The organism is Klebsiella sp. A-Nf5, from assembly GCF_002810545.1.
Lineage (GTDB): Bacteria > Pseudomonadota > Gammaproteobacteria > Enterobacterales > Enterobacteriaceae > Klebsiella > Klebsiella variicola.
This window is the reverse complement of the sequence record NZ_PIOG01000031.1, coordinates 68,162-90,042: the sequence shown is the minus strand read 5'-3', so window position 1 is coordinate 90,042 and position 21,881 is coordinate 68,162. Positions and strand designations below refer to the sequence as shown.

At 59.1% G+C, this 21,881-nt stretch carries 20 protein-coding genes; 13 read left to right on the top strand and 7 right to left on the bottom strand.

The window, feature by feature from the left end:
• Positions 1-106 precede the first annotated feature (106 nt).
• The gene (rnk, locus tag CWM53_RS04020; protein ID WP_008805623.1) at positions 107-517 is read left to right on the top strand and encodes a nucleoside diphosphate kinase regulator; all 411 of its coding nucleotides are present in this window, start codon (positions 107-109) and stop codon (positions 515-517) included.
• Between the two features lie 188 nt (positions 518-705).
• Complete coding sequence (gene uspG, locus CWM53_RS04015; RefSeq protein WP_061155360.1) at positions 706-1,134, top strand: universal stress protein UspG; 429 nt, start codon at positions 706-708, stop codon at positions 1,132-1,134.
• Between the two features lie 77 nt (positions 1,135-1,211).
• On the opposite strand, the gene ahpF is transcribed toward uspG, so the two are convergent.
• Complete coding sequence (gene ahpF, locus CWM53_RS04010; RefSeq protein ID WP_074386552.1) at positions 1,212-2,777, bottom strand: alkyl hydroperoxide reductase subunit F; 1,566 nt, start codon at positions 2,775-2,777, stop codon at positions 1,212-1,214.
• A gap of 188 nt (positions 2,778-2,965) precedes the next feature.
• Positions 2,966-3,529, bottom strand: coding sequence for an alkyl hydroperoxide reductase subunit C (gene ahpC / locus CWM53_RS04005; protein ID WP_002894394.1), 564 nt, complete (start codon positions 3,527-3,529; stop codon positions 2,966-2,968).
• A 410-nt stretch (positions 3,530-3,939) separates the two neighbouring features.
• On the opposite strand from ahpC, the gene dsbG reads away from it, so the two are divergent.
• The 4 genes from dsbG (at position 3,940) to CWM53_RS03985 (ending at position 7,750) form a co-directional block, all read left to right on the top strand.
• On the top strand, positions 3,940-4,689 hold the full coding sequence (dsbG, locus tag CWM53_RS04000; RefSeq protein WP_100631555.1) for a thiol:disulfide interchange protein DsbG: 750 nt from the start codon (positions 3,940-3,942) through the stop codon (positions 4,687-4,689).
• Positions 4,690-4,869: 180 nt separating this feature from the next.
• Positions 4,870-5,802 (top strand): DNA-binding transcriptional repressor CitR, encoded by a 933-nt coding sequence (citR, locus tag CWM53_RS03995; RefSeq protein WP_100631556.1) that lies wholly within the window; start codon positions 4,870-4,872, stop codon positions 5,800-5,802.
• A gap of 113 nt (positions 5,803-5,915) precedes the next feature.
• Positions 5,916-7,139, top strand: coding sequence for a phosphoadenosine phosphosulfate reductase (locus tag CWM53_RS03990; RefSeq protein ID WP_100729337.1), 1,224 nt, complete (start codon positions 5,916-5,918; stop codon positions 7,137-7,139).
• On the top strand, positions 7,124-7,750 hold the full coding sequence (locus tag CWM53_RS03985; protein ID WP_074386619.1) for an IbrB-like domain-containing protein: 627 nt from the start codon (positions 7,124-7,126) through the stop codon (positions 7,748-7,750). The genes CWM53_RS03990 and CWM53_RS03985 overlap by 16 nt, the downstream gene beginning before the upstream one ends.
• Here CWM53_RS03985 and CWM53_RS03980 read toward each other — a convergent pair whose 3' ends face one another.
• Positions 7,751-8,896, bottom strand: a complete 1,146-nt coding sequence (locus CWM53_RS03980) for a pyridoxal phosphate-dependent aminotransferase (RefSeq protein ID WP_162678329.1) — start codon at positions 8,894-8,896, stop codon at positions 7,751-7,753.
• Between the two features lie 140 nt (positions 8,897-9,036).
• Between CWM53_RS03980 and mtnC the strand changes: the two genes are divergently transcribed.
• Together mtnC and CWM53_RS03970 are read left to right on the top strand one after the other, a co-directional pair.
• Positions 9,037-9,726: an acireductone synthase gene (gene mtnC, locus CWM53_RS03975; RefSeq protein WP_008805616.1), complete on the top strand. Its 690-nt coding sequence runs from the start codon at positions 9,037-9,039 to the stop codon at positions 9,724-9,726.
• Positions 9,723-10,265 (top strand): 1,2-dihydroxy-3-keto-5-methylthiopentene dioxygenase, encoded by a 543-nt coding sequence (locus CWM53_RS03970; protein ID WP_100729338.1) that lies wholly within the window; start codon positions 9,723-9,725, stop codon positions 10,263-10,265. The genes mtnC and CWM53_RS03970 overlap by 4 nt, the downstream gene beginning before the upstream one ends.
• A gap of 104 nt (positions 10,266-10,369) precedes the next feature.
• Here the strand turns inward: CWM53_RS03970 and CWM53_RS03965 are convergent, their stop codons facing one another.
• Positions 10,370-12,679, bottom strand: a complete 2,310-nt coding sequence (locus CWM53_RS03965; RefSeq protein ID WP_100729339.1) for a molybdopterin-dependent oxidoreductase — start codon at positions 12,677-12,679, stop codon at positions 10,370-10,372.
• A 411-nt stretch (positions 12,680-13,090) separates the two neighbouring features.
• On the opposite strand from CWM53_RS03965, the gene CWM53_RS03960 reads away from it, so the two are divergent.
• The 5 genes from CWM53_RS03960 to CWM53_RS03940 are packed head-to-tail and all read left to right on the top strand — an operon-like array spanning position 13,091 to position 18,558.
• The gene (locus CWM53_RS03960; protein ID WP_008805613.1) at positions 13,091-14,071 is read left to right on the top strand and encodes a sugar ABC transporter substrate-binding protein; all 981 of its coding nucleotides are present in this window, start codon (positions 13,091-13,093) and stop codon (positions 14,069-14,071) included.
• A gap of 44 nt (positions 14,072-14,115) precedes the next feature.
• Positions 14,116-15,618, top strand: coding sequence for a sugar ABC transporter ATP-binding protein (locus tag CWM53_RS03955; protein WP_162678330.1), 1,503 nt, complete (start codon positions 14,116-14,118; stop codon positions 15,616-15,618).
• Entirely contained in the window at positions 15,615-16,604 is a 990-nt protein-coding gene (locus tag CWM53_RS03950) for an ABC transporter permease (RefSeq protein ID WP_061155370.1), read from the top strand. The genes CWM53_RS03955 and CWM53_RS03950 overlap by 4 nt, the downstream gene beginning before the upstream one ends.
• Positions 16,601-17,605, top strand: a complete 1,005-nt coding sequence (locus tag CWM53_RS03945; RefSeq protein WP_100729340.1) for an ABC transporter permease — start codon at positions 16,601-16,603, stop codon at positions 17,603-17,605. The genes CWM53_RS03950 and CWM53_RS03945 overlap by 4 nt, the downstream gene beginning before the upstream one ends.
• 11 nt (positions 17,606-17,616) lie before the next feature.
• Positions 17,617-18,558 (top strand): carbohydrate kinase family protein, encoded by a 942-nt coding sequence (locus tag CWM53_RS03940; RefSeq protein WP_074386559.1) that lies wholly within the window; start codon positions 17,617-17,619, stop codon positions 18,556-18,558.
• Between the two features lie 35 nt (positions 18,559-18,593).
• Here the strand turns inward: CWM53_RS03940 and CWM53_RS03935 are convergent, their stop codons facing one another.
• Genes CWM53_RS03935 through CWM53_RS03925 form a run of 3 tightly spaced genes read right to left on the bottom strand, consistent with a single transcriptional unit; the run spans position 18,594 to position 21,736 of the window.
• Complete coding sequence (locus CWM53_RS03935; protein WP_100729341.1) at positions 18,594-19,622, bottom strand: 2-hydroxyacid dehydrogenase; 1,029 nt, start codon at positions 19,620-19,622, stop codon at positions 18,594-18,596.
• On the bottom strand, positions 19,619-21,115 hold the full coding sequence (locus CWM53_RS03930) for an FGGY-family carbohydrate kinase (RefSeq protein ID WP_100729342.1): 1,497 nt from the start codon (positions 21,113-21,115) through the stop codon (positions 19,619-19,621). Before CWM53_RS03930 ends, CWM53_RS03935 begins: the two co-directional genes overlap by 4 nt.
• A gap of 12 nt (positions 21,116-21,127) precedes the next feature.
• On the bottom strand, positions 21,128-21,736 hold the full coding sequence (locus CWM53_RS03925) for a methylthioribulose 1-phosphate dehydratase (RefSeq protein ID WP_008805607.1): 609 nt from the start codon (positions 21,734-21,736) through the stop codon (positions 21,128-21,130).
• Positions 21,737-21,881 lie beyond the last annotated feature (145 nt).

Below are 21,881 nucleotides of genomic sequence, written 5' to 3'. Positions count from 1 at the left end.
TTCAAACCGCCGGCAACTCTCAGTATGATGGTAAAACCTTAACCCTTGCCCTTTTCGGCGAGGGTTTTCTTTTACGGACAGGTTCCTGGATAACATGGAGTATGCAATGACCAGACCCGCAATCATCATTAACGAACTGGATGCCGAACGTATCGACAGGCTGCTGGAGCAGCCGGCTTTCGCCAACTTACCGGTTGCCGATGCCCTGAATGACGAGCTCGACCGCGCGCAAATGCTGGCGCCGGAAGCGATGCCGCATGACGTCGTCACCATGAACAGTAAGGTAAAATTCCGCGATTTAACCAGCGGCGAAGAGCGCGTGCGGACGCTGGTGTTTCCGTCACAGGTGACTGACAGCGCCAGCCAGCTCTCCGTCCTCGCGCCGGTGGGCGCCGCGCTGCTGGGTCTGAAAGTCGGCAGCACCATTCACTGGGAGCTGCCGGGCGGTGCATCGACACACCTGGAAGTGCTGGAGCTATTGTACCAGCCGGAAGCCGCTGGCGAATTCCACCGCTAATCCCTGCTGCCTGAGGCGTTTCGCGCTTTATTCAGAGGATGTCCATACATCCTCTTTCTGCTGTTTCTTCCCCCGCTAACCTTTTTTTACGCTTTGCACCTGCCTGACTGACAGTTTTGCGACCTGAATGACACTATATCCGCATATAATATGTTGATATAGACGCAAACGAACAAGGAGGAATGCATATGTATAAGACTATCATTATGCCCGTTGATGTCTTTGAGATGGCGCTGAGCGATAAGGCCGTCCGGCATGCGGAGTTTCTGGCCCAGCAGGACGGGGTGATCCATCTGCTCCACGTATTACCCGGTTCTGCGAGCTTCACCATGAGCCGCTTTACCGCCGATCTGCGGCGGTTTGAAGAACACCTGCAGCATGAAGCGGAAACCCGTCTTCAGACGATGGTCAGCCATTTCAGCATTGACCCATCGCGTATCAAGCTGCATGTCCGTTTCGGCAGCGTGCGCGATATGGTCAACGAGCTGGCCAACGAAATTAACGCCGATGTCGTGGTAATTGGCTCGCGCAACCCGTCCATCAGTACCCACCTGCTCGGATCCAATGCCTCAAGCGTGATCCGCCATGCCCATATCCCGGTGATGGTCGTCAGGTAAGCGTGACGAAATAAAGGATAAAAAAAGAGGCTACCCCAGGGTAGCCTCTTTGTTATGCAGGTTTATTGTCTGACTTGTTATGCGGTTTTCGTGCGGATCAGGTAGTCGAAGGCACTCAGCGACGCTTTTGCCCCTTCCCCTGCCGCGATAATAATCTGCTTGTACGGCACGGTGGTGCAGTCGCCAGCGGCGAACACGCCTTTGACGTTGGTTTCGCACTTCGCGTCGATGATGATCTCACCCATGCGGTTACGCTCAACGGCGCCTTCCAGCCAGGTGGTGTTAGGCAGCAGGCCAATCTGGACGAAGATCCCCGCCAGCGCGACATGATGCTCATCACCGCTTACCCGATCACGATACTGCAGGCCGGTGACTTTGCTGCCATCGCCTTTCACTTCCGTGGTCTGCGCATTAAGAATGATGTCGACATTCTTCAGGCTGCGGACTTTGTCCTGCAACACCTGGTCGGCTTTCATCTCTGGAGCAAACTCCAGCAGGGTCACGTGCTCTACGACGCCCGCCAGGTCGATAGCGGCTTCTACCCCGGAGTTCCCGCCGCCAATTACCGCTACGCGTTTGCCCTTAAACAGCGGACCGTCGCAGTGCGGGCAGTAGGTCACGCCTTTGGTGCGATACTGATCTTCGCCCGGTACGTTCATATTGCGCCATTTCGCCCCGGTGGCGATGATCACGCTGCGCGCCTTCAGCACCGCGCCAGAGGCGGTTTCAATCTGATGCAGGCCGCCCTCTGTCGCCGCTGGGGTCAGTTTGGTCGCGCTCTGGGAGTCGATCACATCGACGTCATAGTCGCTGACGTGCGCTTTCAGCGCGCCGGCCAGTTTCTGGCCTTCGGTTTTCGGCACCGAAATATAGTTTTCGATATCCACGGTATCCAGCACCTGGCCGCCGAAGCGTTCGCCCATCAGGCCGGTACGAATACCTTTACGCGCAGAGTAGACCGCCGCTGCCGCGCCGGACGGGCCGGAGCCGACGATCAGCACATCGTAAGCGTCACGTTGGTTCAGCTCTTCTGCTGCGCGTTTTTCCGCACCGGTATCCACTTTGGCGACAATTTCCGTCAGCGTCATCCGACCCTGACCAAACTCTTGACCATTCAGATACACCGCGGGAACGCCCATGACGTTACGATCGGTAATTTCATTCTGGAAGGTCCCGCCGTCAATCGCCGTGTGCTTGATGCGCGGGTTGAGCACCGACATCAGGTTCAGGGCCTGCACCACATCCGGGCAGTTATGACAGGAGAGCGAATAGTAAGTTTCGAACTCGAAATCGCCATCGATATCACGGATCTGCTCCAGCAGCGACTGGGCCTCTTTCGACGGATGACCGCCGGTCCACAACAGCGCCAGCACCAGCGAGGTAAATTCGTGGCCCAGCGGGGAGCCCGCAAAGCGTGGACCCTGGTCGGAACCTGGGTTCGTAATCAGGAATGATGGCTTACGTACCGCGAGCGTGTTGTCTTCTTTAAAGGTGACTTTGTCTGACAGTTCAGCGATTTCAGCCAACAGTTCCTTGATCTCTGCCGATTTAGCGCTGTCATCCAGCGTGGCAATCAGCTCAACAGGCTTGGTCAGCTTCTCAAGGTAGGCCTTGAGCTGGGTTTTCATGTTGGTGTCGAGCATTGTTATCTCCTGGGCTTAAAACATCATCATGCAAGCGGCCTTGTCCAGGCGGCCTGAATGCGCTTGCATCATGGTGTTGGAATAAAATGGGCGCGAAAGCGCCCATTGATTGCCGGGTGGCACGCCGTTTACCCGGCCTACGATCTTGTAGGCCCGTGCAAGCGTAGCGCCGCCGGGCACAAACAGACTTAAATCTTACCGACCAGGTCCAGAGACGGAGCCAGTGTCGCTTCGCCTTCTTTCCATTTAGCCGGGCAGACTTCGCCTGGGTGAGAAGCAACGTACTGCGCCGCTTTGATTTTACGCAGCAGGTCAGACGCATCACGGCCGATACCTTCAGCGGTAACTTCGATCGCCTGGATGATACCCTGCGGGTCAACCACGAAGGTGGCACGGTCAGCCAGACCTTCATCTTCACGCATGTTGTCGAAGTTACGGGTCAGGGCGCCAGTCGGGTCACCGATCATCGCGTATTTGATTTTCGCGATGGTTTCAGAGCTGCTGTGCCACGCTTTGTGGGTGAAGTGGGTATCGGTAGACACAGAGTAAACGTCTACGCCCAGCTTCTGCAGTTCTTCGTAATGGTCAGCCACGTCGCCCAGTTCGGTCGGGCAGACGAAAGTGAAGTCAGCCGGATAGAAGAAGAAGACGCTCCAGCGGCCTTCGGTGTCTTTCTCGGTGACTTCGATGAATTCACCATTTTTGAATGCCTGGTTTTTGAACGGTTTGATTTTAGTGTTAATTAAGGACATCTATACTTCCTCCGTGTTTTCGTTGAGGTCTAAGTTAACGAATTTTTCCTGACCCGACCAATGCGTTTACATTATCGAATCAATAAGCGTTATCTAACAACCGGAACAAGACAACTCTGTGAACCTGTCGACGCGTTCAGCGCTGTTCGCTGTTTTTCGCATCATTTGCCGCGACAAAAGTAAAAAGGCCACCCTTTCAGGCGGCCCCGTTACCTGAAATACCCGAAGGTAGGTTCAGCGCCAGTCAGACTGGCTATGTGTTGCGCTCTACATTACCTTAATGTAACAGCATCCAGGATTACATCACCCATGCCAGGAAAGGGCAATCCATCGTTCAGCTGTTCTTACCTATGACTGTAATAGGTTCGGCAATGCTTTTCCCTTACCTGCTGATTTTACAAGGAATACTCATGTTAAAGCGACTGCTGTTACTCAGCGTTTTCCCGTTATGCAGCCATGCGGAGGACCTACCCGCCCCGGTAAAAGCGATTGAAAAACAGGGCATTACTATCATCAAACCTTTTGACGCACCGGGGGGAATGAAAGGCTGGCTGGGAAAATATCAGGATATGGGCGTCGCCATCTACCTAACACCAGACGGTAAACACGCGATCTCCGGCTATATGTATGATGAGAACGGCACCAACCTCAGCGAGCAGCTGTTTCAGAAAGAACTCTACACTCCGGCAGGACAGGAGATGTGGCAGAAGATGGCTCAGGCCAACTGGCTGCAGGATGGCCACAAGGACGCCCCCATCGTGCTGTATGTCTTTGCCGATCCCTTCTGCCCCTACTGTAAACAGTTCTGGCAGCAATCCCGTCCCTGGGTGGAAGCCGGTAAAGTACAGATTCGCACCCTGCTGGTGGGCGTGATCAAGCCAGAAAGCCCGGCCACCGCCGCCGCCATTCTTGCCACCAAGGATCCGGCGAAGACCTGGCATGATTACGAGCAATCAAACGGGAAAATGGCCCTGACGCTCCCGCAGGCTATCCCACCGGAGAAGATGAAAGTGCTCAACGTTAATCAGCAGCTGATGGACGAGCTGGGGGCCAACGTCACGCCAGCCATTTACTATATGAATAAGGATAATATGTTACAGCAGGTGGTCGGTCTGCCAGATAAAGAAAAGCTGCATATCATGATGGGCGAACAAGAATAATCTCATTGCATAATGGCGCCAGATAACCACGACCGCTGGCGCCCCTGTCGACAATAAGATATATTAAGCAGAACTTAACATTATTGGCCAGAAATTAAATTCACACCACGAATATTAAGCCACTCAACATTCCCATTAAAAATATTTTCACCCGCGCTGATAATACACAGGACTGCATTAATGGCAAATCTTTACGATCTGAAAAAGTTCGATTTGAATTTATTGGTTATTTTTGAATGTATCTATCAACATTTGAGCATCAGCAAAGCAGCCGCCATGTTATTTATCACCCCGTCAGCGGTGAGTCAGTCGTTGCAGCGTTTGCGCCAGCAGTTAGACGATCCGTTATTTGTTCGCGTCGGGAAAGGGATGACACCCACCACCGCCTGCGTCAATCTTCATTATCATTTGCAACAAAATCTTGAACAGCTGGAAAAAACCATCAATCTCAATAATCGCTCCGAACTGCGTAAACGTATTGTGATATATGGCCCCCCGCTGTTCTGTTCAGTCAATAGCCATTTTATGATTAATGAGCTCTGTCATCAGGCCAATTTGCAGATTGAGCACCATAACCTGACCACCACGGAATCGGCTGAGGAGCTGCTGGCGTATCGCCAGGCGGACCTGGTGTTCACCCGAATGCCCGTTACCAACCGTGCCACTTTGTGTGAGCCCTATCAGACGGTGCAGACCCTGGCGGTTTGCCGGGCGGACCATCCGCGGCGAGAGCAACTCACGTCGATTGATGCGCTGGCGCAGGAATTTTTCACCCACTATATCACCAACGATCCTGTCATTCAGCGCGTCCAGCAAAGCAGCACGCCATGGTTAAATCCGCGTAATATTGCCTTTCGCAGCGACTCTTTTATGACCATTCTTAACATGATCAATAAAACCGACTTAATTGGCTTCGTTCCTTCTTATTTATATGACTTTATTTCGCCGGCCATGCAACTTCACGTCATCAATATAGACGAGCTATTTCCGGACATCACGATATATATTAACTATCACCAATCATCAACACAAAATCATTTTTTATCTGAATTAATAAAAATATTAATGAATGACCGAGATGTATCACGCCCACAACTTAATAACAGCGAGTAACTTTCCTGCCTATTTTTCGCACCCTGTCAGAATGCAAATCGACCATTAATTTCGCAGCCCTCATCGTTTATACTGAGCGAACGGGAATTTCTACTGTTAAAGGATTAATGGTCATGTCGTTTATTAAATATCCCTTACCGGAATCGGTGCTGCAGGCAACTGAGCAACGCATCCAGTGGGTGCTGGATAATTTTTCTCGTATTTGCGTCTCTTTCTCGGGTGGAAAAGACTCCACCGTCATGCTGCATTTAACCGCCCAGGCGGCACGGTTACAGGGGAAAAAAATCAGTGTGTTGTTTATTGACTGGGAAGCGCAGTTCTCCTGCACCATCGCCCACTGTGAAAAACTACGCCTCCAGTATCAGGATGTTATCGACGCCTTTTACTGGGTTGCCCTGCCGCTAACGACCCAAAATGCCCTGACGCAGTATAAACCGCAATGGCAATGCTGGGAGCCCGGGACCGACTGGGTCCGTCAGCCGCCGCCCTGGGCAATTACCCACCCGGGCTATTTTTCGTTTTACCAACCGGGGATGAGCTTTGAGTCCTTTGTCAGCCACTTTTCCGAGTGGTTTTCACAGCGGCGCCCCGCTGCCGTGCTGGTCGGCATTCGCGCCGACGAGTCACTGAATCGCTTTATGACCATCTCTTCGCAGCGCAAACAGCGTTTCGCCGACGATAAACCGTGGACCACCTCGGCCCCGGGCGGCCATGCCTGGTACATCTACCCACTCTATGACTGGAAAACCGCCGACATTTGGACCTGGTTTGCCAAAAGCGGTCAGTCCTATAACCCACTGTACGATCTGATGTATCAGGCTGGGGTACCGCTGCGCTATATGCGCATCTGCGAACCGTTCGGTCCGGAGCAGCGCCAGGGACTGTGGCTCTACCATGTGCTGGAGCCTGAACGCTGGGCTGCGATGTGTCAGCGGGTGAGCGGCGCGCACAGCGGTGGGGTCTATGCCGGGCATGATAATCAATTCTACGGTCATCGAAAAATCGAAAAACCCGACCACCTGACGTGGAAAAGCTACGCCCTGTTCTTGCTCGACAGCATGCCGGAAACCACTGCCGAGCACTACCGTAACAAAATTGCCGTTTATCTGCGCTGGTATCTGAAAAAAGGCATGGAGGATATTCCCGACACCCAGCCCGCAGACATTGGCACCAAAGATATCCCGTCCTGGCGGCGAGTCTGCAAGGTGCTGCTCAATAACGACTACTGGTGCCGCCAGCTCTCGTTTAGCCCGACCAAAAGCAGCCACTATCAGCGCTACCGTAAACGCATGGAAAAACATCGCCAACAATGGGGGATATTATGCAACAACAACTGACGCAGGCGCTGGACGCTTATCTGCAAACGCTGGATGACGAGGCGCGCATCGAGGCAATCAACGCGTTTCGCCGAGTGCTCCACCAGCGCAGCCCCTTCCGCTCCCAGCCCGTTGACTGCGTGCTGTGGGTAAAACAGGAGCAGGTCATCCCCAACGATTACAACCCGAATAACGTGGCGCCACCGGAAAAACGCCTGCTGCAAACGTCGCTGGAAGCCGACGGCTTTACCCAGCCGGTCGTCGTCATCCAGCAAAGCCCGCAGGCGTATACGATTGTCGACGGTTTTCACCGTCATGAGCTGGCCTGCAACAAAGCCGCGCTGAAAAAAACGCTGAAAGGTTACCTGCCGGTGACCTGCCTGACGAGTGAAGCCGCCTCGCGTGACGGGCTGATGGCAGCGACCATACGCCACAACCGGGCGCGCGGACGCCACCAAATCCACGCCATGTCGGAAATCGTCCGCGAACTGACCCAGCTCGGCTGGACGCCGCAGAAGATCGGCAAAGAGCTGGGAATGGATGCCGATGAGGTGCTGCGCCTGAAACAAATTAGCGGCCTGACGGAGATGTTCGCTGGCCGCCAGTTCTCTCAGGCGTGGACGATTAAGTAACTACAGCTGGCACAAACGCGCCGCCGCGGCCAGCAGGGTCGCTGGCTGTTTGGCGAAGCACAAGCGGATCAGCTTGTGCGGGAACGGATCGGCGCAGAAGACGGAGAGCGGGATCGCCGCCACCCCGACTTCGGTCGTCAGCCAACGGCAGAAGCTGACGTCGTCAAGATCGGAGATAGCGCTGTAGTCCGCCAGCAGGAAATAGGTCCCTTCACAGGGCAGAAGTTCCAGCCGGCTCGGGCGCAGCGCGTCAATAAACAGATCGCGACGTTCCCGATAGAACGCCGGCAGCTCACGATAGTGCTCAGGCGCTTCGCGCAGCATGTCGGCGATCGCCAGCTGCGCCGGGGTATTCACCGAGAAGGTCAGATACTGGTGCACCTTGCGCAGCTCGGCGCTGATGGCTGCAGGGGCCACGCAGTAGCCGACCTTCCAGCCGGTCATATGAAACGTTTTGCCAAACGAGGAGACCGCCACCGCCCGCTCGCGCAGTTGAGGATGCGCCAGTACGCTGGCGTGGCCGTCAGCGGCGAAGTTGATATGCTCATAAACCTCATCGCTGAGGACATAGATCTCGCGTTCGGCGATTGCCTGCCACAGAGCAGCAAAATCCTCGCGCTGCCAGACGGTAGCTGATGGATTGTGCGGGGTATTGAGGATCACCAGCCGGGTTTTATCGCTCAGCGCCGCAGCAAACTGCTGCCAGTCGACGCGAAAATGCGGCGGCTGTAGCGCAATACGGCGTAACTCGCCGCCGGCCAGCGCCACCGCGGGAGCATAGCTGTCATAGCTGGGATCGAAACAGATCACTTCGTCGCCGCGGCGCACCAGAGCGGTGATCGCCGCGTACAGGGCCTCCGTCGCCCCGGCGGTGACCGTGATATCGCTATTGACGTCGGGCAGGTAACCATACAGCTCCGCCGTCTTCCCGGCGATCGCCTCGCGCAGCGCCGGCACGCCGGTCATCGGGGCGTACTGATTCGCCCCCTGCGCCACATGGTACGCCAGACGCTCCTGAAGATAGCGCGGGCCGTCGAAATCGGGAAAGCCCTGTGACAAGTTGATGGCCTGATGCTGCTGGGCCAGGGCGCTCATCTGGGTAAAAATCGTGGTGCCGAGCGCCGGGAGTTTACTCTCTGGAATCAAAGGGTTATTACTCATTCTTTTTATACCGATTGTAATGCTGTTGTTGAAGCCACTATAACACGATGTTAATATTTGGCAATCAAGACGCTTAGACGTCTAAATGCTAATGTTATTCCGCGCTACGCCACTCTGGAGAAACCATGATCCGCGCCATCGTGACCGACATAGAAGGCACCACCAGCGATATCCGCTTCGTGCATAACGTGCTGTTCCCCTACGCCCGCGAACGACTGGCCGGCTTTGTGACCGCTCAGCAGTACGCTGAGCCCGTCAAAACCATTCTCGACAACCTGCGCCGCGAGACAGACGCTCCGGCCGCCAGCACCGCCGACCTTATCACTACCCTCTTCGCCTTTATGGACGAAGACCGTAAATCCACGGCGCTAAAGGCGCTGCAGGGGATCATCTGGCGTGACGGCTACCTCAATGGCGACTTTACCGGCCATCTCTACCCGGACGTACTGCCGGCCCTGGAGAAATGGAAAGCGCAGGGCATTGATCTGTATGTATATTCTTCAGGCTCCGTCGCCGCGCAGAAATTGTTATTTGGCTACAGCGATGAAGGTGATATTACTCATCTGTTCACGGGCTATTTCGATACCCTGGTAGGCGCCAAACGCGAAGTGCAATCCTACCGTAACATTGCTGAACACCTGGGCCATGCCCCCGGCACCATCCTGTTCCTGTCGGATATCCATCAGGAACTCGACGCCGCCGAGGCCGCGGGTTTGCGCACGATCCAGCTGGTACGCGGCGACCGCGACCCGGCGAGCCACCATCCCCAGGTTCAGCGTTTTGACGACATTCATCCGGAGCAGATCCCAGCATGAGCGCATTAACCCTTTTTTCCGTGACCGATCCGCAAACACCGCTCTGGCACAGCACCGACGCCAAAGCGATTCAGGATCAACTTAACGCCAAAGGCGTCCGATTCGAGCGCTGGCAGGCCGACCGCGATCTGGGCGCAGCCCCCAGCGCAGAAACGGTGATTGCCGCCTATCAGCACGCGATTGACAAACTGGTCGCCGAGAAGGGCTACCAGAGCTGGGACGTCATCAGCCTGCGCGCCGATAACCCGCAAAAAGAGGCGCTGCGGGAGAAATTCCTTAACGAGCACACCCATGGCGAAGACGAGGTGCGTTTCTTTGTCGAGGGCGCAGGTTTGTTTTGCCTGCACATTGGCGACGAGGTGTTCCAGGTACTGTGCGAAAAGAATGATCTGATTTCGGTGCCTGCCCACACCCCGCACTGGTTTGATATGGGTTCAGAACCGAACTTCACCGCCATTCGCATTTTTGATAACCCGGAAGGCTGGATCGCCCAGTTTACCGGCGACGATATCGCTAGCGCCTACCCACGGCTGGCGTAACGTCCCACTGCCATCAGTAAATTGCCTGGCGCGCACTTTCCCGGAGGCGGCGCATACCGCGCCTCCTCCGGACTACCCGCCCCGCCGCTGGCGCTCCCCCACACCTAAACCTCAATAAACCTCGGCGGATCAAAGGCGGTGATCGGCGGCAGTTCCTCCCGCCACGGGGCGATCTCCACCCAACAGCTCTGGGCGCTACAGCCCTGCCCCAGGCGCGAACTGCCGCGATCCTCGGTTAACACGTTGGGATTACCGTGCTTATCGAGCGATCCTTTTTCATTCGGATCCAGAGGGTCATACCAGGCGCCGGTGGACATCTGTACCACGCCGGGCAAAATCTGCTCGCTCAGGTGCACGCCCGCCAGAATTGCCCCGCGGTCGTTATGGACCTTCACCACGCTGCCTTCGCGGATGTCTCTTGCCTGCGCATCGCTCGGATGCATCCACAGCGGCTCGCGTCCCTGAATTTTCGTCGCCCGGCTGACGCTGCCGTGGTCATACTGACTGTGCAGGCGGGCGCGCGGCTGACTGGAGAGCAGATGAAGCGGCCAGCGCGCCGCCTCCTGCCGCTGCCGGGCGGCCTCCTGTTCATCCCACCACGGATGGCCAGGGCATTCACGATAGCCAAACCCGGCGACGGTGGCGGAAAAGAGTTCAATCTTGCCGGAGGGCGTGGAGAGCGGATAGCGCTGCGGATCGGCGCGAAAATCGGCGAGAAAGATCTGCGGCCGCTCCGGCGCGCTGTACTCCAGTACCCCTTGCTGCCAGAAGTCCTCGAACGAGGGCAGCGCAATACCCTCCTCCTGCGCCCGCGGTCTTGACTCCTCATAGAGATGACGCAGCCACTGCCCGGCGTCCCGCCCCTCGCTGAACGGTTCTCCGAAGCCCAGCCGATCGGCCAGATCGTGGAAAATGGCGTAATCGTCACGCGCTTCGCCCACCGGCGGGATCTGCGCGCTCATGGCGATCATAAACCCGTCGTGACCGCCGCTGCCGATATCCTCTCGCTCCAGCGAGGTGGTGGCTGGCAGGACGATATCGGAGAATTTAGCCTGCGCGGTCCAGTACTGCTCATGCACCACCACCGTCTCCGGACGGCGCCAGGCCTCGCACAGTCGGTTGATGTCCTGATGATGATGAAACGCATTACCTCCCGCCCAGTAAACCAGACGGATGTCGGGATAGCGCAGTTGCTGACCGTCGAACTCATAGGCTTCTCCCGGGTGCAGCAGCATATCGGACAGCCGCGCCACCGGGATAACGCTGTCCACTGCATTCTCCCCGGCGGGTAAGCGTGGGCCGGAAAACGCTTTTCGCACCGCGCCCGCCAGGTTGGTGCAGGCGTAGCCAAACCCAAGGCCGCCGCCCGGCGTGCCGATCTGTCCCAGCAGCGCGGTCAGGGCCACCGTCGCCCAGTAGGCCTGCTCTCCCTGACGGGCGCGCTGGATAGACCAGGAGATATTCACCATCGTCCGGTGGCGGGCCATCTCCCGCGCCAGGTCGGCGATGCGCTGGGCGTCCAGGCCGGTAATCGTCGCCGCCCACGCCGGGGTTTTCGCTACGCCGTCGTGCTCGCCCAACAGATAAGCGCGGTAAGGGGCAAACCCGACGGTATGGCTGGCCACAAACGCCTGGTCGTAAAGGGACTCAGCGATCAGCACATAGCTCAGCGCCAGCAGCAGTGCGGTATCGGTGCCCGGCTGAATGGCCAGCCACTCGGCGTCGGGCACCGCGCTGAGGTCATTGCGCACCGGACTGATATTCATAAACCGGGTGCCGTTGGCCTGCATCTTATCCAGCCAGTACGGCAGCATATGGTCATTGGCGCCACCGCCGTTGACCTGGGCATTGCGCAGCGGCAGACCGCCAATCGCGACAAACAGCTGACACTCCCGCGCCAGCTCGGAAAAATGGGTATGCTGACGGTGCAGGGGGCTCAGCGGCCCGAGAATATGCGGCAGAATGCGCTCGCCCGCGGCGCTGCTATAGGTATTGGTGCTGGCGGTGTACCCGCCAAAGCCCTTAAGAAAACGGTGCAGCTGGCTCTGCGCATGGTGAAAGCGTCCAGCGCTGGCCCAGCCGTAAGAGCCGCCGTAGATCGCCTCATTGCCGCAGCGCGCCTTGACCGAGCGCAGCTCGCGAGCCAGCAGGTCCAGCGCCACCTCCCAGCTGACTTCGACAAAAGGCTCCTTACCTCGCCCTTCTCGTGACGCCGGCCCCTGCTGAAGATAGCCGGCGCGCACCGCCGGACGGCGAATGCGCGTTTGGCTGGTCACCGCGTCGGGGAGCGACTGACCAATGCGTGACGGATTTTTATCCCAGGGCACCGGATTAACCGCCACGATATCGCCCTCGCGGCTCTCCACCTGCCACGTTCCCCAGTGCATCACCGTATAATTATGCTGTTTCTTCATAGCACTCGCGTTCTTCTCAGCCAAAAAGCTCGTTAAAATAAATCGAGGAAATGACGGAAATATCCCCGCCCCAGCCAGACATTACTCTGCCAAAAAAACTATTAGCCCGCGCAATCATCTGCATTTCCCAGCAAGGGCCGTATTTCTCCACGCCATCACAATAAACAGGAAGCCGTCTTTATCCGTTAAATAAACACGGAATAAGCAAAAAATAAAACCACAAAATAAAAAGGTATATTTTGCATCATGAAATATTTTCAGGTTCCCGGTGGCAAAATAACCTTTTTCTCTGGCGTTTCTGCGATATAACATTCCCGACATAACTTAGACTTATTTTGTATTTGAGGTGGCGAGGTGCTTCTTGTCATGCTACCGGTCCGCAACCACCTTCATCACAGGATCATAATAACAATGTCGCAGAAGAGAAAATTATTGCCTGCCGCGCTGGGACTGCTTTCCCTTGCCTCGCTGAGCGTCACTGCCGCAGACGCCCTCTCCTTACAGGGAAAAACCATTGGCGTTGCCGTTGTTGGCACTCAGCATTTTTGGGATCGCGAGGCCTTTAAAGGTGCGACAGAGGAAGTGGAGAAACTGGGAGGCAAAGTCATTGGCGTCGATGGCGGCCGCGATAATCAGGTTCATGCCAATAATCACGATATTTTACTGTCACGCAAGGTGGACGCGGTAATTAGTATTCTTGGCGACAGCGCCGTCGAACCAAAATTTAAAGCATTGCGTGATGCTGGTATCCCGGTATTTACCGTGGATCATGTTTCTCAATATTCGGTCAACAATACCACCTCCGATAACTACACCTTAGGCTCGACCATCGGCCGCTACATGGCGGATGAATTAGGCGGCAAAGGCAACGTCGCCGTATTTAACGCGTTCTCCAGCGCGCTGCGTATTTGCGGAATTCGTTACGATCAGTGGAAATATGTCCTTAAGGATTATCCGGATATTCATATTATCCAACCCGAGCTGGCGGAGCAGTTCGCCAACTCGCCAGAAGATGCGCGGAAGAAAACCCTCGAATTACTCAGCCAGTATCCGAAAGGCAAACTGGATGCGATCCATGTCGCCTGCTGGGATCAACCGGCCATCGGTATCGTCCAGGCACTGGAAGAGACCGGCCGTGATAAGGACGTGAAAGTGACGGCCATCGACGCCGGTCCGGAGACGCTGGAGATCATGGCAGAGCCCGGCAGTCCGTTTGTGGCTAACGTCGCGCAGCAGCCGCATCTGATTGGCCAGACCTCCGCCGACAACGTGGCCCGCTACTTTGCCGGTCAGAAACTGCCGGTGCAAACCTTTATCCCGGTGATACCGGTGAAAGGTCCGCAGGAAGCGAAAGCGGTGTATAAACAGTTGGGATACGGCGAACTGCAGTGATAAATCAACACCCTGGCGGGGAGCGCCCCGCCGCGGGTCTGGTCATGAACCAGATCAGCAAGCGTTTTGCCAGCGTTACGGCGCTTAATGCGGTTACCCTGCGTCTCAATCCCGGGGAAATTCATGGCCTGATTGGCGAGAACGGCGCCGGTAAATCGACGCTAATCAAGATCCTCGCCGGCGTCTATCAGGCCGACAGCGGCAGCGCGACCCTCGACGGTCACCCGCTGCCCCTCGGCAACCCGGCAGCCATTGAAGCCGCCGGCATCCGCGTTATCCACCAGGAGCTTAACCTGATCCCGCACTTTACCGTCGCGGAATCGGTGTTTCTCGGCCAGGAGTATCGCACCCGCTGGGGGGCGCTGGATCGCCGACGGATGAAGGCCGCCACGGCGCAATTTTTCCAGCAAAACTGGCAGCTGGCGATCGACCCCGAACGGCTGGTGCGCGACCTGAGCCTGGCCGAGCGCAAGCTGGTGCAGATTGCCCGCGCGCTGATCGACGGCGCGGCGCGGCTGGTGGTGTTCGACGAGCCCACCGCCCCCCTGGAGGCGCAGGAGGCTAGTCTGGTCTCTTCCGCCATCCTTCGCCTGCGCGACCAGGGCATTGCCATTCTGTATATTTCCCACTACCTCAATGAGATAGCCACCCTCTGCGACCGTGGCACCGTGTTGCGTAACGGGGAAGTGGTCGGCTACCCGGACCGCGACCTGCTGCAGAATACCGAGGCGCTGATCGCCATGATGGTCGGCCGGGAAATCGACCAGTTGTATACCCCGCGCCAGCACCCGGCGGCAGACACCGGGGCGGCCCCGCTGCTCTCGGTGCGCCAGCTGAGCGACGGGCGGCAGCTGCAGGATCTCTCTTTTGATATTCAGCCGGGCGAAATCGTCGGCGTCGCCGGCCTGCTGGGCGCCGGACGCGATGTGCTGGTCGACTTACTCTACGGCTTACGCCCGGCGGAACGCGGTACGATCCACCTCGACGGCCAGCCGCGGCGCATTCGAACGCCGAAGCAGGCGATCCGCGCCGGAATGGCGCTGGTGCCGCGCGACCGCCGCCATCAGGGGCTGATCCTGCCCTTCACCACCGCCGACAATATTAATCTCGCCTCACTGCCGGAGACCGCTACCTTTGGCTGGGAGCGGCGGGGTATCGCTGAGAAGAAAGCGCGCTACTGGATAGAACAGCTGGCGATCCGCCCGGGACGCCCGGCGCTGCCGGTACGCTACATGAGCGGCGGCAACCAGCAAAAAGCGATCCTCGCCCGCTGGCTCGGCACCGATGCCCGGCTGTTTATTCTCGATGAACCCACCCTTGGGGTCGATATCGGTGCCCGTCGCGATATTTATCAACGTACGCGCCAGCTGGCCGATAAAGGACGGGCGGTGCTGGTCTCCTCCAGCGATGCCCCCGAACTGCTCGGACTATGCGACCGGATCCTGGTCCTCTGGCGCGGCGCGCTGGCGGCCAATCTGCCCACCCGCGGGCTAACGCTGGACGCCCTGCTGGTGGCGATCAACGGCGGACAGGAGCCTTCACCATGAGTACCGCTATCCCGCGTCGCGGCCGTCCGGGCCTGGCGACGCTGATTGAAAAATTTCCCCTGATCCTGTTTCTGGCGCTGCTGGTATGGCTGAGCGTACAGTCTCCCTTCTTCCTCAGCTGGCAAAATATCAGCCTGATGCTGGTCCAGAGCGTTCCGCTGGCGATCCTCTGTTTCGGTCTGGTCTGCGTCATCGCCGTTGGCGGGGATGACGTGGTCTCCGGCGGCATCGACCTCTCCCTGCCGGCGACGGCGGTGCTCGGCGTCGCGTTGCTCAGTCTTGGGCTGGCCGAATGGCACACGCCGTATCTCCTGCTGCTGGCGCTGCTGGTGGCGGTTTGCCTGCTCTGCGGGGCGATCAACGGCTTCCTGGTGCTGGCGGCCGGCCTGCCGCCGCTGCTGGCTACCCTCTCGACCTCCGTGGCGTTTACCGGCCTGACAGATTTGTTGACCGGCCAGCGGCGCATCGCGGTCAGCGATCCGCTGATGGTCGCCTTTCGCGATAACAGCGTGCTGGGCCTGCCATGGCCGCTGATTTACTTGCTGGGGGTGTTTATCCTGTTCCAGTTCCTGCTCCACCACTCCCGCTTCGGCCAGCATGTGCAGGCGGTGGGCGGCAACCGCGATATGGCGCAGATGAGCGGCCTGAACGTGCGCCGCTTGACCCTGCGGGTCTGGCTGTTAGCGGGCATAGCCGCCGGGCTGGCTATTCTGCCGCTGCTCAGCCAGGGCTCCGGCAGTTCCAGCGGGACGGCCACGCCGCTGCTGCTGGAAACCGTGCTGGCGACCTTTATCGGCGCCGCCTTCTCGCGCCGTCGGGTGGTCACCATCTGGGGGGCGCTGCTGGGGGCAATTCTGGTCAACGCCCTCTCTAACGGGCTCGGCCTGCTGGGGGTCAATATCTTCTGGATGGGCGCGATTAAAGGCGGCCTGATTCTGGTGGTGCTGGCGGCATCGGCGGTCAGACACAAAGGAGGCGAGGCATGAGCCAAATCACCCTGAAAACGCCGGCACCGGCGGAACAGACGGCCAGCAGCCCGCTGGCCTGGCTGTCGCGGGCCGGATTTGGCGTCATCACCCTGCTGGCCATCGCCCTGTTTGGCTGGGCGAATCCGGTATTTTTAACCGTGGATAACTGGGCCAACCTGCTGCAGGGCAGCGCGATCCTGCTGATTGTGGCGATGGCGATGACCCTGATCGTCAGCGCCGGGGCGATTGATCTGTCAGTGGGCGTCGCACTCGATTTCGGCGCCGCCTTCGCCCTCGTCGCGCTGAAAACCTGGCATCTGCCGTGGCAGGCCGCGGTAGGCTGCGCCCTGCTCGGCGGCGTGCTGATTGGCCTGCTCAATGCCTTTCTGATCCTCATCTTCCGGATCCGCCCCTTCCTCGCCACGCTCGGCACCTGGTTTATCGCCAGCAGCGCCGAGCGCATCTATACCGACGGCGGCGGCGCGATAGCTTATCGGCGGATGGCCCCGGAATATCACGATCTGGCAGTGGGCAACCTTGGTGGGATCCCCACGCCGGTGGTGATTGTGCTGGCGCTGTGGCTGGTGGCATGGTTGGTCACCGAGCGCACGCTGTGGGGCAAATATGTCCGCGCCATCGGCCAGAACAGCGAAGCGGCGCGTATCGCCGGGATCCGCGATCGCCTGACCATCCTCGGCGTGCTGGTGGCCGCCTCGGCGCTCTGTGCCGTCGGCGGGGTGATCCTCTCCGCCAACCTGCGGCAGTTTACCCCGCTGGCCGGGCAGTCTTACCTGATGGACGCCATTGCGGCGGTATTTATCGGCACCGCCTTTAACCGTCTGGGCCGGGTCAGCATCCTCGGCACCCTCGGCGGCGTGCTGTTCCTTGCCATTATTGATAATGGCCTGAACCTGATGGGGCTCAATTATCTGGTGAAGGACGCGCTGGTCGGCGTGATTCTGGTGGTGGCCCTCGCCCTTTCCTTCTGGCAGGCGCGCCTGCGCCAAACGCATCGCTAAACGGGAGAACGATGGCAACCTTTGACGCCGTGTTTGTCGGCCTGACTATTCTGGATATCGCCGGGCGCCCGGTGGTGGCGATCCCGCCGCGCGGCGGCGTCGCCTTTATTGAGCAAATTCGCCTCAACCCCGCCGGCACCGCCGCCGGGGCCAATATTAACGCCGCGAAGCTGGGGATCCGCACCGCAGCGGTGGCCTGCCTGGGTGAAGATGAAAAGGCCGACTTTATCCTCGCCAGCTATGCCCGGCTGGGCATCGACTGCTCGCTTATCCAGCGCACCGCGCTGAAAGAGACCTCGGCGACGATCCTGCCGATTCGCCCCAACGGCGAGCGTCCGGCCCTGCACTGCCGGGGCGCATCCGACGCCCTGTTCGTCAGTGAAGCGGAATTTGACGCCGTCCTCGACTGTCGCTTCCTGCATCACGGCGGGACCGGACTGCTGGCGGCAATGGACCAGGGACAGAGCGCGCGGCTGTTGCAGGCGGCCAAAGCGCGCGGGGTCACCACCAGCTTTGACCTTATCGCCCCGAATGAAGACACCCTGGAACTGCTGCGGCCCCTGCTGCCGTCGGTGGATTATTTCATGCCTTCACTGGAGGAAGCCGCCTTTCTCTCCGGCGAGACGCAGCCGGAGGCCATCGGCCGCTTCTTCCTGGCGCTCGGCGTGGGCACATGCATTCTGAAAGACGGCGAGAACGGCTCCTGGCTTATCCGTCGCGATGGCGCGCTGGAGCATATTGCGCCGTGGCCGGTCGAGGCGGTGGATACCACCGGCTGCGGCGACAGCTACTGCGGCGGGTTTATTGCCGCGCTGGCGCGCGGACTCAGCGTGAAAGCAGCGTGTGACGTCGCCTCGGCGGTGGCCGCGCTGGTGGCGACCGGGATGGGATCGGATGCCGGGGTAGTGGACTGGGAACAGACCCAGGCTTTTATGGCGGCTCATCGCCCCTGACGCCGGGCCCGCGCCGCCGCAGCGGCGCAAGCGGCTTAACGCCACTGGTACAGCAGCGGCTCCCCGGCGACATAGCGCTGAAGATCGGCGGCAATCATCGCCGTGTGTTTGGCGATACTCTCCCGGGTGGCTCCGGCGATATGCGGCGTGATAATCACGTTATCGAACTCGGTGACAAAAGGATGATCGCGCCACAGCGGTTCGCGGTGATAGACATCCAGCGCCGCGCCGCCCAGCGGGCCGTGACGCAGGGCATCAATCAGCGCTGCTTCGTCGACCACCGCCGCGCGAGAGGTATTGATCAGCAGCGCGCCGGGCTTCATGCTGTTTAACAGCGCCGCATTCACCAGCCCGTCGCTGTGCGGCCCGCTGCTCAGGTGCAGGCTGACGATATCCGCGTCGCGGAACAGCGCCTCCAGGGTCGTTTTCTGTAACCCTGGCTCATTGATATCCTCTGCGGCAACGAACGGATCCACCACCAACACCGCCATGCCGAACGCCCGGGCGATACGCGCCACCCGGCGGCCAATGTTGCCATAGCCCACCAGCCCCAGCGTTTTATTGCGCAGTTCGCTGCCTTTAAACACTTCATAGGGGCTTTCCGGGCTCACGTCCCAGACCACATCCCGCCGCAAGCCATGCTGGGTGGCGGCGGCGGCATTATCAGCCTGAGTGAATTCCCCCCGCTTCAGCGCCGCATGGGATTGCGGAATATGGCGCGCCAGGCTGAGCATCAGGCCAAGCGTCAGCTCCGCGGCGGCATCGGCATTGCGCCCCGGGGTGTAGAGCACCCGGATGCCACGCGCCTGCGCAGCCTGGGTATCAATATTCACCGGATTCGCGCGAGTACAGGCGATCACCTGCAGGTGCGGACAGGCGGCCATTACCGCGTCCGTCACCTCATCATAGCTGGTCACCAGCACCTCGGCGTCGTGGGCCAGCTCGATCAGCTGACCGGCGCTGAGCTTCGGTTTCCCCAGCGCCCATCCCTCCACCAGCAGCTCGCCCAGCGGGTGGAAGGCGCTAAGGTCGCCAGCATGCTCGGCGGTAAAAACGATTTTCATGGTTGTAGGTCCTGAGAAAAAGATTGAAGGGCGGCCTGTCTGGCCTGCCATACCGGCAGCATCTGCTCGCGCAGCAGGCGGTAAACGGGATACAGCGCCGCGTAGCGGGCATGCGCCTGAGGGCGCGGCTGATAGCGGGTCTGCGCCAGCGGAGGCGTCTCGGCCAGCGCCGCGACGCTGCGGGCCGCCAGAATCGCCGCGCCGCGCGCGCTCAGTTCGTTAAAGGCGCTGGAGACCACCGTACGCCCGGTACAGTCGGCGATAATCTGCAGCCAGGTCGCCGAGGCTGCGCCGCCGCCGGTCAGATACAGCTCGCCGCCCTGCGGATAACCCTGTAGCGCATCGACAATGGCGAAGGCCAGGCCTTCAAACACCGCGCGCTGCAGCTCGGCGCGGGTGGTGTGCGGGCTAATGCCGAAAAAGCCGGCCCGCGCGTCCGGGCTGTAAAACGGCGCACGTTCGCCATTGAGGTACGGCTGCCAGAAGACGCCGCCGCTGCCTGGCTCCACCTCCGCGATCGCCTGCTCCAGCCGATCCAGATCGCCGTCCAGCGAAATATGCTGCTGCAGCCAGTCAATGTTTGGCGTACCGGCCTGCATCGGAAACAGCGAGATCACCTGCCCGGCTTCGGTATGGGTGACAAAGCGCGTCGCCTCGTTCACCGTCTGCGGGCCGCGGCAGACGATCCCGGTGCAGCAGGTAGTGCCGAGGATCGTGTAGATATCCCCTTCGTTGACCGCGCCGCAGCCCAGCGCGGCGCTACAGACATCCAGCGCCCCGGCGGCCACCGGCGTCGCGGCGGGCAGCCCGGTCAGCGCCGCCACCGCATCGCTCAGCGTGCCGGCCGGAGCATCCGGGGCCAGCAGCGGGGGAAACAGCGGCAGCAGTTCGTTCAGCCCCATCTCGTTCATCACCACCGAGGACCAGCTGCCGGTCTGCTGATTGAGTAACGAGCTGCTGGCGTCCGTCAACTCCAGCGCCGCCACGCCGGTCAGACGAAAGCGGATCCAGTCCTTGGCGAAAAACAGATAGCGCGCGGCCGCCAGCCGCGCCGGCTGATAGTGTTTCAGCCAGTACAGCTGCAGGCTGGTATTGCAGGGCTGCAGGTGGGTGCCGGTATCGGCGAAATAGCGGCGGTCGAAGCCGGGTCGGCGCAGCAGGTCGCTCATCAGCTCGTGGCTGCGGGTATCGCTCCACAGGATCCCCGGGCCCACCGGTTCGCCCTGCTCATCGCTGAGCCAGACCCCCTCCCCTTGCCCGGCGAGGCCGATGGCCCGCAGCCGCCCCGCCTGTAGCGCCGGGTGGCAGGCAATCTGGCGCAGAATAGCCAGCACCGAATGCCACAGCTGGGTCATATCCTGTTCCGCGTAGCCATTGGCCGACAGGCGGGGTGAAGTGTTTTCCGCGGCGCTGGCGCAGGCGGTGAAATGCTGATCAAACAGCACCGCTTTCACCCGCGAGGTGCCGATATCAATACCAAGATAAAAATCCATACCTGCTCCGGCTCAGGGCTCGTAGCGGCGGCGCATCAGCTCGCACTCGAACAGGAACTCCAGCCCCTCCAGTTGACGGCGGGCCTCCTGAATATCTTTCCCCCAGCAGGTCAGGCCGTGGCCGCGCAGCAGAAAACCGTAGCGCAGCGGGCGCGTTTGCGCATAATCGGCAATCCGCGCCGCCAGGGCGTCAATATCCTGGTCATTATCAAAGATGGCGACCGGAACGGTATCGAGATGGCTGTGCTGCCCGCTAAGGGTTTTCTGCATTTCATACCCCTGCAGCGCCAGCGTGTCGCTTTTTTCGATGCGCGACAACACGGTGGCGTTGACGGTATGCACATGCAGCACCACGTTGGCTTCCGGGAACAGGCGATACACCAGGGTGTGCAGGCCGGTTTCGGCCGACGGCTTCCGTCCGGAAGGCGCCTGATTGGTGGCGATCTCAACCTGCAGAAAATCCTCGGTTGTCAGGCTGCCTTTATCGCGGCCCGACTCGCTTAGCCAGCACCAGGTGTCATCCTGGCGCACCGACATATTGCCGCCGGTCGCCGGCGCCCAGCCTTTCGCCCCGATCCAATGACAGGTGGTGACCAGTTGCGCGAGTCTTTCTTGCCACATAGCAGTTCCTTAGGTTAGCGATGATTTATTTAGCCGTCTAAATGGCTATTTATCCGATACTAACACCGCTAACCGGAGGGGACAATATTTCAGGAAACACACACAAGACAAATGGTTATATCATAAATGCATATTAAATAACCCT

Coding starts and splice junctions, on each gene's coding strand:
- CWM53_RS03950 (WP_061155370.1), top strand. CDS start 15,615: ATGAGTACCGCTATCCCGCGTCGCGGCCGTCCGGGCCTGGCGACGCTG.
- CWM53_RS03970 (WP_100729338.1), top strand. CDS start 9,723: ATGAGCGCATTAACCCTTTTTTCCGTGACCGATCCGCAAACACCGCTC.
- CWM53_RS03990 (WP_100729337.1), top strand. CDS start 5,916: ATGTCGTTTATTAAATATCCCTTACCGGAATCGGTGCTGCAGGCAACT.
- CWM53_RS03925 (WP_008805607.1), bottom strand. CDS start 21,736: ATGTGGCAAGAAAGACTCGCGCAACTGGTCACCACCTGTCATTGGATC.
- uspG (WP_061155360.1), top strand. CDS start 706: ATGTATAAGACTATCATTATGCCCGTTGATGTCTTTGAGATGGCGCTG.
- CWM53_RS03935 (WP_100729341.1), bottom strand. CDS start 19,622: ATGAAAATCGTTTTTACCGCCGAGCATGCTGGCGACCTTAGCGCCTTC.
- dsbG (WP_100631555.1), top strand. CDS start 3,940: ATGTTAAAGCGACTGCTGTTACTCAGCGTTTTCCCGTTATGCAGCCAT.
- ahpC (WP_002894394.1), bottom strand. CDS start 3,529: ATGTCCTTAATTAACACTAAAATCAAACCGTTCAAAAACCAGGCATTC.
- rnk (WP_008805623.1), top strand. CDS start 107: ATGACCAGACCCGCAATCATCATTAACGAACTGGATGCCGAACGTATC.
- CWM53_RS03945 (WP_100729340.1), top strand. CDS start 16,601: ATGAGCCAAATCACCCTGAAAACGCCGGCACCGGCGGAACAGACGGCC.
- mtnC (WP_008805616.1), top strand. CDS start 9,037: ATGATCCGCGCCATCGTGACCGACATAGAAGGCACCACCAGCGATATC.
- CWM53_RS03960 (WP_008805613.1), top strand. CDS start 13,091: ATGTCGCAGAAGAGAAAATTATTGCCTGCCGCGCTGGGACTGCTTTCC.
- CWM53_RS03930 (WP_100729342.1), bottom strand. CDS start 21,115: ATGGATTTTTATCTTGGTATTGATATCGGCACCTCGCGGGTGAAAGCG.
- CWM53_RS03955 (WP_162678330.1), top strand. CDS start 14,116: ATGAACCAGATCAGCAAGCGTTTTGCCAGCGTTACGGCGCTTAATGCG.
- CWM53_RS03965 (WP_100729339.1), bottom strand. CDS start 12,679: ATGAAGAAACAGCATAATTATACGGTGATGCACTGGGGAACGTGGCAG.
- citR (WP_100631556.1), top strand. CDS start 4,870: ATGGCAAATCTTTACGATCTGAAAAAGTTCGATTTGAATTTATTGGTT.
- CWM53_RS03940 (WP_074386559.1), top strand. CDS start 17,617: ATGGCAACCTTTGACGCCGTGTTTGTCGGCCTGACTATTCTGGATATC.
- CWM53_RS03985 (WP_074386619.1), top strand. CDS start 7,124: ATGCAACAACAACTGACGCAGGCGCTGGACGCTTATCTGCAAACGCTG.
- ahpF (WP_074386552.1), bottom strand. CDS start 2,777: ATGCTCGACACCAACATGAAAACCCAGCTCAAGGCCTACCTTGAGAAG.